The organism is Propionicimonas sp. T2.31MG-18 (assembly GCF_964266745.1).
Taxonomy (GTDB): domain Bacteria; phylum Actinomycetota; class Actinomycetes; order Propionibacteriales; family Propionibacteriaceae; genus Propionicimonas.
On the sequence record NZ_CAXWGX010000012.1, the window covers coordinates 417,600 to 431,028 of the forward strand.

A 13,429-nucleotide genomic window follows, 5' to 3' on the forward strand; every position below is an offset into this window, starting at 1 on the left:
ACACCATGGCCAGTGATCGACCCCGCAGGGCTGTCGAGAGCTCGCCGTCGCGCGCCCTCAGCGGTGGCCTCGCGGCCGTCGGCCGGCGCATCGTGGATGTGCTGCTGTGGACGCTGGGCGCCCTCGGCGCCGCCAGCATCGTCGCCGCCCTCGCCGCGCACCTGTGGGGCTTCTCGATCATCCTCTTCTCCACCGGCTCGATGGCGCCGACGATCCCCGCGGGGTCGGCTGCGCTCGTCCGGCTGGTCCCGGCCGCCGACCTCGCTGTCGGTGACGTGACCACGGTGGAGCGCCCGGGCCAGCTGCCCATCACGCACCGGATCACGTCCATCGAGCCGCTTCCCGGCACGCCGTCGTCCCGCGTGATCACGATGCGCGGCGACGCCAACGCGGTCGACGACCCGGAGCCCTACGTCATCAACGACGCCCGCATCGTGCTGGCGTCGATGCCCGGTGTGGCGACCTGGTTCGCCAACCTGCGTGACCCCCGGCTGATGGGTCTGATGACCCTCCTGGCCGGCGCCCTGGTCACCTGGGCGTTCTGGCCGCGGCAGGCACGCCGCGCCACCATCATCGCCGCCGCGGCCGTCGTCGCCGGCTCCCAGGTCCTGGGCGCCAGCGAGGCGCAGGCCGCGGAGACCGAGTACCAGGTGGTGGGGCAGCACCTGGTCCTCACCATCGTTTCCGACGAGGAGAGGATGTCCTCGATGGTTCCCGGGGAGCAGGTGCTCTGGCAGATCGGGGTGGACACCAGGGGTGACGAGGAGGGCGCGGTGCACGTCGGGCTCGGCGTCGCCGCCGGTTCCGTCGCCGCCGACGCCCTTCGCGTCGACGTCCTCGCCTGCACGGAGCGCTGGCAGGGCGAGACCTGCAACGGTGTCGCCGAGAGCTGGGTCAACGACACCCCGCTCGACCAGGCCTTCCTGCCCGCCACCCACGGTGACACCCGCGAGCTGGGCGTCACCCCGGCCGGTGACCCGGTGTGGGTGCAGGTGCGGGCCACGCTCGCCCGGCAGGAGGAGAACGTCAACGCCACGCTCCGGGTGGACGCCTGGGGCGCCGGCGAGGTCGTCAGTGCCGAGACCGACGGCGGAGGCAAGGGCCACGGCAACGGCCTGGCCTACACCGGCGCGGACGGCATTCCCCAGACGCTGGCCCTCGCGGGGGCCGCGATCGGTACCGGGCTGGTGGTGGCCCGGCTCGCCGGCGGGCGCCGGCGGGACGCCGACCGGGAGGTAGCGCAGTGAGGAGGGGTCTGCGCTACCTCCCGGCTTCCCCCAGGAAGGGACGCCGGCGGATCGCCGCGCTCGGACTGGGCGTGCTGGCCGCGCTGTCCCTGATCTGGCAGCAGCAGGCCACGCTGGCCAGCTACGTCGACGTGGAGTTCGCCAAGGCCAGCTTCAGCGCGGCCAGCCTGGACGCCATCACGCCCGACACGACCGCCCGCGCGTCCCGCGTCGACATCGACTGGGCCGCGGCGAGCGGTGACTGGGCGACCCCGCAGTACACGCTCGACTGGTCCTCCTCCCCGAGCGGGAGCGGTGCTGCGGAGCTCTACTCCGGCACGGGCACGAGCGCCACGCAGTCGATCGGCTCGGCCGCGACCTCCGGGGGCCTCGTCGTGACGAAGGTCTCGACCGGCGGCACCCAGTCCTGTGCAGTCGCTCAGGGACGCGTCTTCTGCTGGGGTGCGAACACCAACGGAGCCCTCGGCCTGGGAGCGACCACCTCGACCAACGTCCCACGCGAAGTGGGTGGCGCACTGGCCGGGAAGACCGTCACCGACATCAGCGTCGGGACCAACCACGCCTGCGCCGTGGCCGACGGCAACGCGTACTGCTGGGGCCTGGCCACGAACGGCCGCCTGGGCAACGGCACCACCACCGGCACCTACACCAGCCCCGTCGCGGTCAGCACCGGGGCGATGAGCGGGACGGTCACGTCGATCTCCGCGGGCGACTCGCACACCTGCGCGACGGCGGACGGGAACGCCTACTGCTGGGGCAACGGCTCCAACGGCCGCCTCGGCCGCGGAAGCACGTCCACCGCCTCGACGCCCGTCGCCGTCGTGACGAGCGGCGTCCTCAGCGGCCGCACGGTCACGACGATCTCTGCCGGCACCTCCCACTCCTGCGCGGTCGCCGACGGGCTCGCCTTCTGCTGGGGCCTCGGCACGAACGGGCGGCTCGGCAACGCCTCCACCAGCGGCAACTACACCAGCCCGGTGGCAGTCTCTACCGCCACCGGCCTCGCCGACCGGACGGTCACGTCGGTGTCCGCGGGGAACACGCACACCTGCGCGGTGGTGGACGGCACCGCCTACTGCTGGGGCAGCACGACCAACGGCCGGCTCGGCAACGGTGCCACGAGTGGTGACGTCAGCCAGCCGGTGACGGTGACCGCCACGCTGCTCACGGCGGGCTCGGTGACGGCCATCAACGCCGGGTCGACCCACACCTGCGCGATCAGCGACGGCACGGCGTACTGCTGGGGCTACAACAACTACGGCCAGCTCGGCGACAACACGGTCACCCAGCGCACCACGCCCGTGGCGGTGTCCACGGCCGGAGTACTCGACGGTCGCCCGGTCACCTCGATCAGCGCCGGCGCGTCCGTCTCCTGCGTGGTCGGCGACTCCCTGGGCTCCTGCTGGGGGCTCGGCACCAGCGGACAACTCGGGAACTCTGCGAGCTCGACCTCGCGCGTGCCGGTCGACGCGGCCGTGAACGGGCTCACCTGCCCGGCCGGAGCGGTCCTGGTGGGCAGCGACTGTTCGCTGGTGCAGGGCAGCAGCTTCTCCTACCGCCTGGGCTACAGCATCGGCACCTGGACGGCTCCCGCGAGCCCGTGGGTGACCGCCACCACGAAGACCCGTGCGGCCGTGGTGCCGTCCGCCGACGCGAAGACCTCCCGGTCGCTCACCCTGGGCTGGGACGCCGTGGCCGAACTCGGTGACTCCTACGCCGGATACACCCTCCAGCGGTCCACGTCCTCCAGCGGATCGTCCCCCGTCACCGTGTACGCCGGACCCCTGCGCTCCGCGCTCGACCGCGGCGGCATCGCTGCACGGACGGACAACCTGGTGGTCGACCGCATCTCGGCGGGCACCGACCACACCTGCGCCGTGCTCGAAGGTGCGGTGTACTGCTGGGGCAACAACGACAACGGCGAACTCGGCGACGGCACCACGACCGCACGCACGTCCCCGACAGCAGTGACCACGACCGGTGTGCTCTCCGGGCTCACGGCCAGCCGGGTCGCGAGCGGGGACAACCACACCTGCGTGATCGCGGACGGAGGGGTGTACTGCTGGGGGCAGAACGAGTACGGCGAGCTCGGCAACGGCTCCGCGACGGCCAGTTCGGTTCCCGTCGCCGCCGGAAGCTTCACCAGTGCGTCAGAGCTCGCGGCCGGCTACATGCACACCTGCGCGCTCGCCGACGGTGACGTCTACTGCTGGGGCGACAACTCCCGTGGACAGCTGGGAGACGGCACGACCACTCCTCGTACCTCCCCGGTGAAGGTCGGTGGTCTGCTGGCCGGGAAGACCGTGACCGAGATCGCTGCGGGCGCCGGTCACACCTGCGCTCTCGCCGGCGGGCAGGCCTACTGCTGGGGCTCCGACGTCTCCGGCCAGCTGGGCGACGGGCAGACCGGCTCCGCCAACAACCGCTCGGTCCCGGTCGCGGTGAGCACCTCCGGCGCCCTCGCCGGCCGGACCGTCACCGAGATCAGCGCAGGTGAGGCCCACACGTGCGTGATCGCGGACGGCGACGCGTACTGCTGGGGCTACGCCCTCTACGGACAGCTGGGCAACGGCTCGACGACCCTCAACTCCCTGCCGGTGGCGGTGACCGAATCCTGGGCCGCCGGTGCGACGCTGAGCAGCCTGAGCCTGGGCCAGTACTTCAGCTGCGTGGTGGCAGACGGGAAGGCCTACTGCTGGGGCGAGGGTGCGTCCGGGCAGATCGGGAACAATTCCTCCAGCAACCGCACGACCCCGGTGGCTGTGGCGACCTCGGTCCTGAGTGGCACCGTTACCCGGGTCAGCAGCGGGAGCGACCATGCGTGCGCGCTCTCCGGCGACAGCGCCTACTGCTGGGGGGCCAACGGGAGCGGGCGCCTCGGCAACAGCTCGACCACCAGCACCAACTCCCCGGTCGCCGTGACCGCCGTGACGGCGGCAGGCTGCTCGGGCGGGGCCACCCTGATCACCCCGAACACCTGCTCGCTCAAGCCCGGCACCACCTACTACTACCGGGTGAAGTTCACCGTCGACGGCGCGATCAGCACGACCAGCGACTGGGTCGGCATCAAGACCAGCAGCTAGGCACCCAGCACCGCAGCGGCGGCCCTCGCCGCACCGGGGAGGGCCCCGGTGATGCGGTCGAGGACCGCGTCGTCGTGCGCGGCCGACAGGAACCACGCCTCGTAGGCCGACGGGGGCAGCGCCACGCCCGCGTCCAGCATGGCGTGGAAGAACGCGCGGTAGGCGCCCACGTCCTGGCGTTGGGCGGACGCGTCGTCGAGCACCGGCCCGGTGACGCCCCAGAAGACGCTGAACAGCGAGCCGGCCCGCTGGAGACGGTGGGGGACGCCGGCGGCATCCAGAGCGCTGGCCACGGCGGCGGACAGGGTGGCGGACGCCGCGTCGACCGCCGCGTACACGGCGTCGTCGGCGAGGCGGAGCGTGGCGATCCCCGCGGCGGTGGCCAGCGGGTTCCCCGACAGGGTGCCCGCCTGGTACACCGGGCCGACCGGGGCCAGCAGGTCGAGCAGGTCCGCACGACCGCCGATCGCGGCCAGCGGCAGGCCCCCGCCGACCACCTTGCCGAACGTGAACAGGTCGGGGGTGACCGCCCCGCCCTCGAGCCCCCACCAGCCGGCGCGTGAGACGCGGAAGCCGGTGAGCACCTCGTCGTAGACGAGCAGCGCCCCGTGGGCCGTGGTGAGCTCGCGGAGCAGTTCGTTGAACCCCGGAACCGGCGGCACGACGCCCATGTTGGCTGCCGCCGGCTCGGTGATCACGGCTGCGATCTCCGTCCCGCGCGCGGCGAACACCTCGCGGAGCGCGTCCGCGTCGTTGTAGGGCACCACGAGAGTCTGGGCCGTCGCCGCGGCGGGGACCCCGGCAGAACCCGGGAGCCCCGCGGTGATGACGCCGGAGCCCGCTGCGGCGAGCAGGGCGTCGGAGTGGCCGTGGTAGCAGCCGGAGAACTTCACCACGAGGTCGCGCCCGGTGGCGCCGCGGGCCAGGCGCACCGCCGTCATGCAGGCCTCGGTGCCCGTGGACACGAACCGGACCTTCCGCGCCAGCGGCACCCGCTCGCGGACCAGTTCGGCCAGCTCGGCCTCGGCGAGGGTGGGGGCGCCGAACGACAGCCCCCGCGCCGCCGCTGCCTGGACCGCCGCGACCACCTCCGGGTGGGCGTGGCCGAGGAGGGCGGGGCCCCACGAGCCGACCAGGTCGAGGTACTCGCGTCCCTCCACGTCGACGATGCGGGCGCCTTCAGCCCGGGAGACGAAGACCGGCGTGCCGCCCACGGACCCGAAGGCCCGCACCGGGGAGGACACGCCACCGGGGATGACGGCCCGTGCGCGGTCGAAGGCCTCGGCGTTCCCGCTCATCGCAGCCACCCGGCGAGCTCGAGCGCGGCGTAGGTGAGCACGATGTCGGCCCCGGCCCTCACGATCGCCGTCGTCGACTCGAGGAGGGCGGCGTCGCGGTCGATCCAGCCCCGCTCTGCTGCGGCGGCGATCATCGCGTACTCCCCGGAGACCTGGTAGGCGGCTACCGGCACCCGGGACCACGCCGCCACGTCGGCGAGAACGTCCAGGTAGTGCCCGGCCGGCTTCACCATCAGGATGTCCGCGCCCTCGAGCTCGTCCAGGGACGCTTCCAGCCGTCCCTCCCTGCGGTTGGCCGGGTCCTGCTGGTAGGCGCGGCGGTCGCCGACCAGGGACGAGCCGACGGCCTCGCGGAACGGGCCGTAGAACGCCGATGCGTACTTGGCCGCGTAGGCCAGGATGCCCACGTCGGTGAAGCCCGCGAGGTCGAGGCCGGCCCGGATGGCGGCCACCTGGCCGTCCATCATCCCGGAGGGGGAGACGAAGTGCGTCCCCGCGACCGCCTGGGAGACGGCCTGTTGCACGTACAGCTCGACGGTGGCGTCGTTGGCGACCGTCCCGTCCGCGGCCAGCACGCCGCAGTGGCCGTGGTCGGTGAACTCGTCGAGGCAGGTGTCGGCGACGATCACGAGGTCGTCGCCGACCTCGGCACGGACGGCGGCGATCGCGCGGTTCAGGATCCCGGACTCCGCGTAGCCGGCCGAGCCCGTGGCGTCCTTGTCGTCGGGCTCGGGCACGCCGAAGAGCACGATGCCGCCCAGCCCGGCGGCAACAGCGCGGGAGGCCTCCGCGCGCACCGAGTCCAGCGTGTGCTGCACGACGCCGGGCAGCGAGCCGATCGGACGCGGCTCCGCGATCCCGTCGGCGACGAAGACCGGCAGCACCAGTTGCGCGGGCCGGACGCGGGTCTCCGCGACCAGGCGCCGGACGGCGGGGGTGCCGCGCAGCCTGCGCGGGCGACGGACGGGAGGGATCATCGGGACTCCTTCTGGCGGGACAGGACCCACCACGAGGTGGGGGACCTCCATTCTCCGCCATCCGGGGAGGCCGCCGTTCGCCGGCCGTCCACCGGCGGTTGCACTCCCGTCCGCCCACCGGTGCCAGACTGGGGTCATGGCCCATCGCAGCGTGCGCAACATCGAATGCTTCCTCACCGACATGGACGGCGTCCTCGTCCACGACGAGCAGCCGGTGCCCGGGGCGATCGAACTCCTCCAGCGCTGGGTGGACACCTCCCGCCGCTTCCTGGTGCTGACCAACAACTCCACCTACACCCCGCGGGACCTCGCGGCGAGGCTCGCCCGCTCGGGCCTGCCTGTTCCCGAACAGAACCTGTGGACGTCCGCGATGGCCACCGGCGCGTTCCTGAAGAACCAGCCGGGGGAGAAGTCCGCCTTCGTGATCGGCGAGGCCGGACTGACCACCGCCCTGCACAGCGCCGGGTTCGTGCTCACCGAGACCGAACCCGCCTACGTCGTGCTCGGGGAGACCCGCAACTACTCGTTCGAGGCGATCACGACCGCCATCCGGCTGATCAACGCCGGCGCGCGGTTCATCGTCACCAACCCCGACACCACCGGTCCCTCGCCCTCGGGCGTGCTGCCGGCCACCGGCGCGGTGGCGGCGATGATCACCGCGGCCACGAACCGGCAGCCCTACGTCGTCGGCAAGCCGAACCCGATGATGTTCCGCTCGGCGATGAACCGCATCGAGGCGCACTCGGAGACGACAGCGATGATCGGCGACCGCATGGACACCGACATCGTGGCCGGCATGGAGGCGGGGCTGCTGACGGTGCTGGTGCTGTCCGGCGTCACCGCGCGCGAGGAGATCGAGACCTACCCCTACCGGCCCAGCCTCGTGCTCGACTCGGTGGCCGACCTCGTGCCCCTGCTGTAGGTCAGGACGGGCCGCCCAGCGCGGCGAGCACGGCCTCGACGAGGGCGGACGCCTCCGGCCGGGCCGCGACGGCACGCACGTCCATCCCGCACGCCGTCGCTGCGGCGGCCGCCGACGCGCCGAGGGCGACGACGCCCGGGCCGGGCAGCCCGCAGGCATCGACGGCGGCGCGGGCGACCGAACCGGCCGTCACCACGAGGGCGGAGAACCGACCGTCCCGCCACCCCCGCACCACGTCGTCGGGCAGGGGTTCCGCGACGGTGGCGTAGACGCCGACGGGACGGACCGTCCAGCCCTTCGCGGCCAGGCCGGCCGCGGGTTCCGCCGACGGCTCCTGCGCGCCGGGCAGCAGCACCCGTCCCGGGCCGTCGGGGAACGCCTCGACCAGCGCAGCCCCGCCGCCGGGGTCGGCGACGAGGTCGGGCTCGATCCCGGCCGCGCGCAGGGCGTCCGCCGTGGCCGGGCCGACGGCAGCCACCCGGGTGCCCGCGAGGGTGGGGCAGGCGGCGAGGGCGTCCACCGTGTGGGCGGAGGACACGACCACCCAGTCCCAGGGCTCCTCCAGCGCGGCCTCGAGCGGCTCGCGCGGCAGGTCGACGATGGTGGTGAACGCGGCGGCCACCACGTCCGCGCCCGCGGCGCGCAGCGCGTCCGCCGTGCCACGCGGCGCTCGCCGGGGCACCAGGACCGTCCGCCCGTCGAGGGGACGGGGCCTGGCGGCGCCGAGGTCGGCCACCCCTGCTGCGCCGGCGTCGAGCAGCCCGCCGGCCACCCGCCGTCCGAGCTCTTCGGCCGCCTCGGGAGAGACCTCGGCGTCGCCGCGCTCGAGGAGCCGTCGCGAGCCGTCCACGGCCACGACGGTCGCGACCAGCGTGAGCCGGCCGTCCTCGACCGTGGCGTGCGCGGCGACCGGTGCCGCGCACCCGGCCTCCAGCCGGGCCAGCACCGCCCGCTCGGCCACGGCGGCGAACCGGGTGGCGGCGTCGTCGAGAGGGGCGAGCGCAGCCACGACCTCAGGGGCGTCCGCGCGGCACTCCACGGCAAGGGCGCCCTGCGCGGGCGCCGGCAGCATGTCCGTGAAACCGAACAGCTGGGTGATCGCGGCCTGCAGGCCGAGTCGCCGCAGGCCGGCGGCGGCCAGCACCACCGCGTCGAGGTCCTCGTGCACCCGGCGCAGCCGGGTCTCCACGTTCCCCCGGATCGCGAGCACCTCGAGGTCGGGGCGCAGCGCGAGCAGTTGCGCGGCCCTGCGGGGCGAACCGGTCCCCACCCGGGCGCCGCGGGGCAGCGTGGCGAGGGTGAGCCCGTCGCGGGCGCACAGCGCGTCGGAGGCATCCTCGCGTGGCGGCACCGCGGCCAGCAGCAGCCCGTCTGCGGCCGCGGTGGGCAGGTCCTTGAACGAGTGGACGGCCAGGTCGGCGTCCCCGGCGAGGACGGCGGCCCGCACCGCGCCGACGAACACCCCGACCCCGCCCAGTCCGGCCAGCGGCGCGGTGCTGACGTCGCCGTGCGTGACCACCTTGACCAGTTCCACCTCGTGGCCCCGCGCGCGCAACGCGTCCGCGACGTGACCGGACTGCGTCCACGCGAGTGCCGACCCGCGCGTGGCCAGCCGCAGCCTCACCGCGGTGCGTCCTCGGCCAGGCCGGGGACGGTGGGCAGCTCGTGGCGCGGGTTCGCGCAGCACGCGCCGAAGCAGAACTGGCCCTCCGCCGGCTCCGGGGAGCCCGTCGCGAGCTCGTCCGCGATCCGCCCGGCGAGGGCGGCGACGAACGCGGGGTGGGTGCCCACCGTCGGTGTGCGCACCAGCCGGACGCCGAGCTCGTCCGCGGTCTGCCGCGCCTGCGTGTCGAGGTCCCAGATGACCTCCATGTGGTCGGAGAGGAAGCCGATCGGCGCCAGCACGACGTCGGTCACCCCCTCGGCGGCGTAGGCGGAGATCGCGTCGTTCACGTCCGGCTCCAGCCAGGGCACCGACGGCGGGCCGCTGCGGGACTGGAAGACCAGGTCCCACGCCGGGCGGACGCCCGTGGCCTCGGCGATCCCGTCGACGACGCGCGCGGCCACCCAGCGGTGCTGGGACTCGTACGCGTCCCCGTGCGGGCCCGACGCGCGGGCAGCGGCGGTCGGCACCGAGTGCGTGGTGAACACCAGCCGGGTGGTGGGCGCGGCCAGGTCGGGGCCACCGGCGACGGCGGCCAGCAGCAGCGCCGTGATCGTGCCGGAGAAGGCGGGCAGGTCGAAGAACGGCGGCAGCTTGCGCACCTCGAGGTCCAGGCCTGCGCCGGCGAGCGCGAGGCCCAGGTCCTCCCGGTACTGGCGGCAGCTGGAGTAGCCGGAGTACGCGGCCGTGGCGACGGCCAGGGCGCGCCGGTGCCCCCGGGCGGCGAGTTCCGCGAGCACGTCGGCGACGAACGGCGCGGAGTTGCGGTTGGCCAGCACCAGTTCCACTTCCACGCCGAGCGAGGCGAGGGCGTCGGCCAGGGCTTCCCGCAATGCACGGTTCTGGGCGTTGATCGGGCTGACCCCGCCCATCGTGAAGTAGTGGACGCCGACCTCGCGCAGCCGCTCGCGCGGGATGCCGCGCCCTGCGGTGACCCGCTCCAGGAACGGCACGACCTCGTCCTCGGCCTCCGGGCCGCCGAAGCCGAGCAGCACGACGGCGTCGTAGGCCGCTGCGCTCACCGCAGCACCCGCGGCAGGTCGGCGGCCGTGATGCGGTGGCCGGTGAAGAACGGCACCTCCAGGCGCACGTGGCGGCGAGCGCCCGACGCGCGCAGGTGGCGCATGAGGTCGACCAGGTCGGTGAGCTCGTCCGCCTCCAGCGCCAGCAGCCACTCGTAGTCGCCCAGGGCGAAGGCCGCGACGGTGTTGCTGGCCACCTGCGGGTAGTCCCTGCCCAGGCGGCCGTGCTCGGCCAGCAGTTCCCTCCGCTCGGCCTCCGGCAGCAGGTACCACTCGTAGGAGCGGACGAACGGGTACACGGTCAGCCAGTGCCGCGGTTCGACGCCGGTCAGGAACGCGGGGGCGTGGTCGCGGCTGAACTCGGCCTGGCGGTGCACCCCGTAGCCGGACCAGGCCAGGTCGACACGGCCGCCGAAGGCCTCGCGCTGGAACAGGCGCTGGGCCTCCTGGAGGTCGGAGGCGGACTCGCCGTGCAGCCAGACCAGCACGTCGGCGTCGGCGGGCATGCCGTGCACGTCGTAGAGGCCCCGGGTGGTGATGCCCGTGGTGGCGAGGTCCTCCACCAGGTCGCGGGTGGCCTCAGCCACCTCGTCGGGAATCGGCTCCCGCCGGGCGAAGACGGAGTAGGAGGTGTAGGCCAGCAGGCCCTCGCCGGAGTTCTCGCTCATGGTGCGACCCTAGCCCGGCTTCCGGCATGGTCGAGCGCGAGGGCGGCCTGGCGCCGTCCGTCCGCGACGCAGTCGGGCACGCCGACGCCGCGCAGCGCCGACCCGGCGATCCGCCACGCGGGGAGTCCGGCCAGGCCCTCCTCGGCAGCGGTGACCCGGGCCGGGTGACCGACGGTGTAGGTGGGCATCATCGCCGGCCACCGGGCGATCCGGGTGAGCAGCGGCTCGCCGCGCACGCCGATCACTTCTGCCAGGTGGGCGCCGATCCGTGCGGTCAGGACCTCGTCGCCGGCCCGCGCGATCTCGCCCAGGCGTTCGGGCACGAATGCCCGGATCAGCACCGTTCCCTCCGGCGCCCGCCCGGCCCACTTCGCCGAGCTCACCGTCACGCCGCTGATGGGGGCCGGATCGGCCTCCAGCCACCCGTGGGTTTCCAGCGGTTTGCCGAACGCATCCTCGGGGTACGCGAGGGACACCACGGTGGAGGTGGCCAGTGGCACCTCCGACAGCGCGCTCGTCGCTGCCGGTGCCGGCCCCGCCAGCAGCGCGGCCGAACTGGCCACCCCGCCGGCCAGCACCACGGCGTCCACGGTGGCGGTCGTCCCGTCGCCCAGGTCGGCCTCCGCGCCGCCGCCGTCCGTGGGTCGCAGCGAGACCACCGACGTGCCGGGACGCAGGTCCGCGCCGAGCGTCCCGAGGCGCTCGACGAGCGCGTCCACGAGCGTGCCGAGACCCCCGCGGAGCGTGCGGAACGGCGAGCCGCCGGCCCGGCCGGCCGCGCGGGCACGGCGTCCCTGCGCGAGAGCGGCGAGCATCAGGCTCCGCGAGGCCGCCTCGTCGGCGCGCAGCGACGGCAGGACGGCGTCGAGGCTCAGCTGGTCGACACCGGCGCCGTAGATGCCGCCCACCATCGGGTCGGCGAACCTCCGGACGATCCCTTCGCCCAGGCGGGCGCGCAGGAACGCGCCGATCGCCACGTCCTCGCCGTCGCGCAGCTGCCGGGGGAGCACCAGGTCGAGGCCGGCCCGCAGCTTGTCGAGCGGCGAGAGGATCCCGGTGGTGACGAACGGCCACAGCCGCGTGGGCAGCACCATGCCCATGCCGGCCGGCAGCGGACGGAGCCGTCCGCGGGCGCGCAGGGAGACGCTGCGGGTGCCGCTGGTGCCGATGACATCGCCGTCGATGCCGAGTTCCGCGGCCAGCCGCAGCGCGGCCGGCCGGTAGCTGACGAAGGAGTCCGGGCCGTGCTCCACCACGAGGTCGTCGATCCGTTCGGTGTGCAGCTTCCCGCCCCAGCGCGTGTCGGACTCGACCACGAGCACCTCGGCGGGCGGGCGTCCGTCGGCGCCGGAGGCCGCCTCCCACGCCGCGGCCAGCCCGGTGATGCCGCCCCCGACGACCAGCAGCCTCACGGGGTGGTCCGGGGGACGTAGGGGCACAGCGGGTCGGACTCCAGCGGGTCGCCGGTCCAGGCGTAGGCCCGGGCCCGCGAGCCGCCGCACCAGTCGTGGAACTCGCACACGCCGCACCGGCCGGCGAACCGGTCCGGGTCGCGCAGGGCCCGCATCAGTGGCGCGTCCCGGTACAGGGTGACCAGCGAGGTGTCCTTCACGTTGCCGACCACCTCCGGGAGGAAGCCGGACGGGCACACGTCGCCCTGGTGGGAGATGAACACGATGCCGTTGCCGTCCCTGATCCCGAACGCGCGGGCCATCGGGAGCGCCTCGACCTCCTGCTTCGTCCGGCCCGCCCGCAGCAGCGGCGCGGCCATCAGCCGGCGGAAGTGCATGGCCTCGGTCGTCTTCACCCGGAACGGGGCGTCCCGGTTCACCTGGGCCGCCCAGAGCAACCACCGCTCGGCGTCGCCGGGGGCGAGCTCCGCGAGCTCGCTGCCGCGTCCGATCGAGATCAGGAAGAACAGGCTCCACTGCATGAGCGTGTGCCGGCTGAGCAGCTCGTACACCGCGGGCAGGTCCGCCGCGGTCGTGGCGGTGACGAGGGTGTTCACCTGCACCGGCAGGCCCGCCTCCGCGGCGAGGTCGAGGGCCTCGATCGTCGCGTCGAACGTGCCCGGCACCATGCGGACGCCGTCGTGGAAGGCCGCGGTCGACCCGTCCAGCGACAGCGAGATCGCCTGGATGCCCACCTCCTTCATCCAGAACAGCCGCTCCCGGGTGAGCAGCCGGGTGACGGCGGGGGCGAGCGAGACGCCGATACCCCGGGCGGTGGCCGCGGCGACCAGCTCGGGCAGGTCGGCGCGCATCAGCGGGTCACCGCCGGTCATCACCACGTGCGGCAGCGCCTCTCCCGCGGCAGTGGCGAAGCCCAGCATGTCGTCGAGGACGGCGATCGCCTCGGCGGTGCTCAGCTCGCCGGGCGCGGGCTCGGGCATCGCGGTGGCGCGGCAGTGGCGGCACGCGAGGCCGCAGGCGTTCGTGAGTTCCCAGTAGACGATCATCGGCGCCCGGTTGTACGCCCAGCCGTCCGGCTTCACCGCACCGATGCCGTGGGTGTGGGCGGGACGGCTCGTCGTGGCCGGGTGCGGCATG

Annotated in this window: 10 protein-coding genes and 1 pseudogene; 3 read left to right on the plus strand and 8 right to left on the minus strand. The window is 74.2% G+C overall.

Annotation, left to right across the window (positions count from 1 at the left end):
- Positions 1 to 5 precede the first annotated feature (5 nt).
- Together ACFQQJ_RS06955 and ACFQQJ_RS06960 are read left to right on the plus strand one after the other, a co-directional pair.
- A complete protein-coding gene (locus ACFQQJ_RS06955; protein ID WP_377105257.1) occupies positions 6 to 1,247 on the plus strand; it encodes a hypothetical protein in 1,242 nt (413 codons plus the stop codon).
- Positions 1,244 to 4,330: an RCC1 domain-containing protein gene (locus ACFQQJ_RS06960; RefSeq protein ID WP_377105258.1), complete on the plus strand. Its 3,087-nt coding sequence runs from the start codon at positions 1,244 to 1,246 to the stop codon at positions 4,328 to 4,330. Before ACFQQJ_RS06955 ends, ACFQQJ_RS06960 begins: the two co-directional genes overlap by 4 nt.
- On the opposite strand, the gene hemL is transcribed toward ACFQQJ_RS06960, so the two are convergent.
- Both hemL and hemB read right to left on the minus strand, forming a co-directional pair.
- Positions 4,327 to 5,628 carry a glutamate-1-semialdehyde 2,1-aminomutase gene (gene hemL / locus ACFQQJ_RS06965; RefSeq protein WP_377105259.1) on the minus strand — a complete coding sequence of 434 codons (1,302 nt, stop codon included), beginning with the start codon at positions 5,626 to 5,628 and terminating at the stop codon, positions 4,327 to 4,329. The genes ACFQQJ_RS06960 and hemL overlap by 4 nt on opposite strands.
- A complete protein-coding gene (gene hemB / locus ACFQQJ_RS06970) occupies positions 5,625 to 6,605 on the minus strand; it encodes a porphobilinogen synthase (protein ID WP_377105260.1) in 981 nt (326 codons plus the stop codon). The genes hemL and hemB overlap by 4 nt, the downstream gene beginning before the upstream one ends.
- Positions 6,606 to 6,741: 136 nt before the next feature.
- Between hemB and ACFQQJ_RS06975 the strand changes: the two genes are divergently transcribed.
- Entirely contained in the window at positions 6,742 to 7,527 is a 786-nt protein-coding gene (locus ACFQQJ_RS06975; protein WP_377105261.1) for an HAD-IIA family hydrolase, read from the plus strand.
- 1 nt (position 7,528) lies between these two features.
- Here the strand turns inward: ACFQQJ_RS06975 and ACFQQJ_RS06980 are convergent, their stop codons facing one another.
- The 6 genes and pseudogenes from ACFQQJ_RS06980 to ACFQQJ_RS07005 all read right to left on the minus strand — a co-directional run bounded on the left by ACFQQJ_RS06980 (position 7,529) and on the right by ACFQQJ_RS07005 (position 13,428).
- Positions 7,529 to 8,263 carry a uroporphyrinogen-III synthase gene (locus ACFQQJ_RS06980; protein WP_377105503.1) on the minus strand — a complete coding sequence of 245 codons (735 nt, stop codon included), beginning with the start codon at positions 8,261 to 8,263 and terminating at the stop codon, positions 7,529 to 7,531.
- Positions 8,243 to 9,151: pseudogene (gene hemC, locus ACFQQJ_RS06985) on the minus strand (hydroxymethylbilane synthase); the annotation flags it as partial. The pseudogene hemC and the gene ACFQQJ_RS06980, both read right to left, overlap by 21 nt.
- Positions 9,148 to 10,212 carry a ferrochelatase gene (locus tag ACFQQJ_RS06990; protein WP_377105262.1) on the minus strand — a complete coding sequence of 355 codons (1,065 nt, stop codon included), beginning with the start codon at positions 10,210 to 10,212 and terminating at the stop codon, positions 9,148 to 9,150. The gene ACFQQJ_RS06990 and the pseudogene hemC, both read right to left, overlap by 4 nt.
- A complete protein-coding gene (gene hemQ, locus ACFQQJ_RS06995; protein WP_377105263.1) occupies positions 10,209 to 10,880 on the minus strand; it encodes a hydrogen peroxide-dependent heme synthase in 672 nt (223 codons plus the stop codon). The genes ACFQQJ_RS06990 and hemQ overlap by 4 nt, the downstream gene beginning before the upstream one ends.
- Positions 10,877 to 12,292, minus strand: a complete 1,416-nt coding sequence (gene hemG / locus ACFQQJ_RS07000) for a protoporphyrinogen oxidase (protein ID WP_377105264.1) — start codon at positions 12,290 to 12,292, stop codon at positions 10,877 to 10,879. Before hemG ends, hemQ begins: the two co-directional genes overlap by 4 nt.
- Positions 12,289 to 13,428: a TIGR04053 family radical SAM/SPASM domain-containing protein gene (locus tag ACFQQJ_RS07005; protein WP_377105265.1), complete on the minus strand. Its 1,140-nt coding sequence runs from the start codon at positions 13,426 to 13,428 to the stop codon at positions 12,289 to 12,291. Before ACFQQJ_RS07005 ends, hemG begins: the two co-directional genes overlap by 4 nt.
- Position 13,429 lies beyond the last annotated feature (1 nt).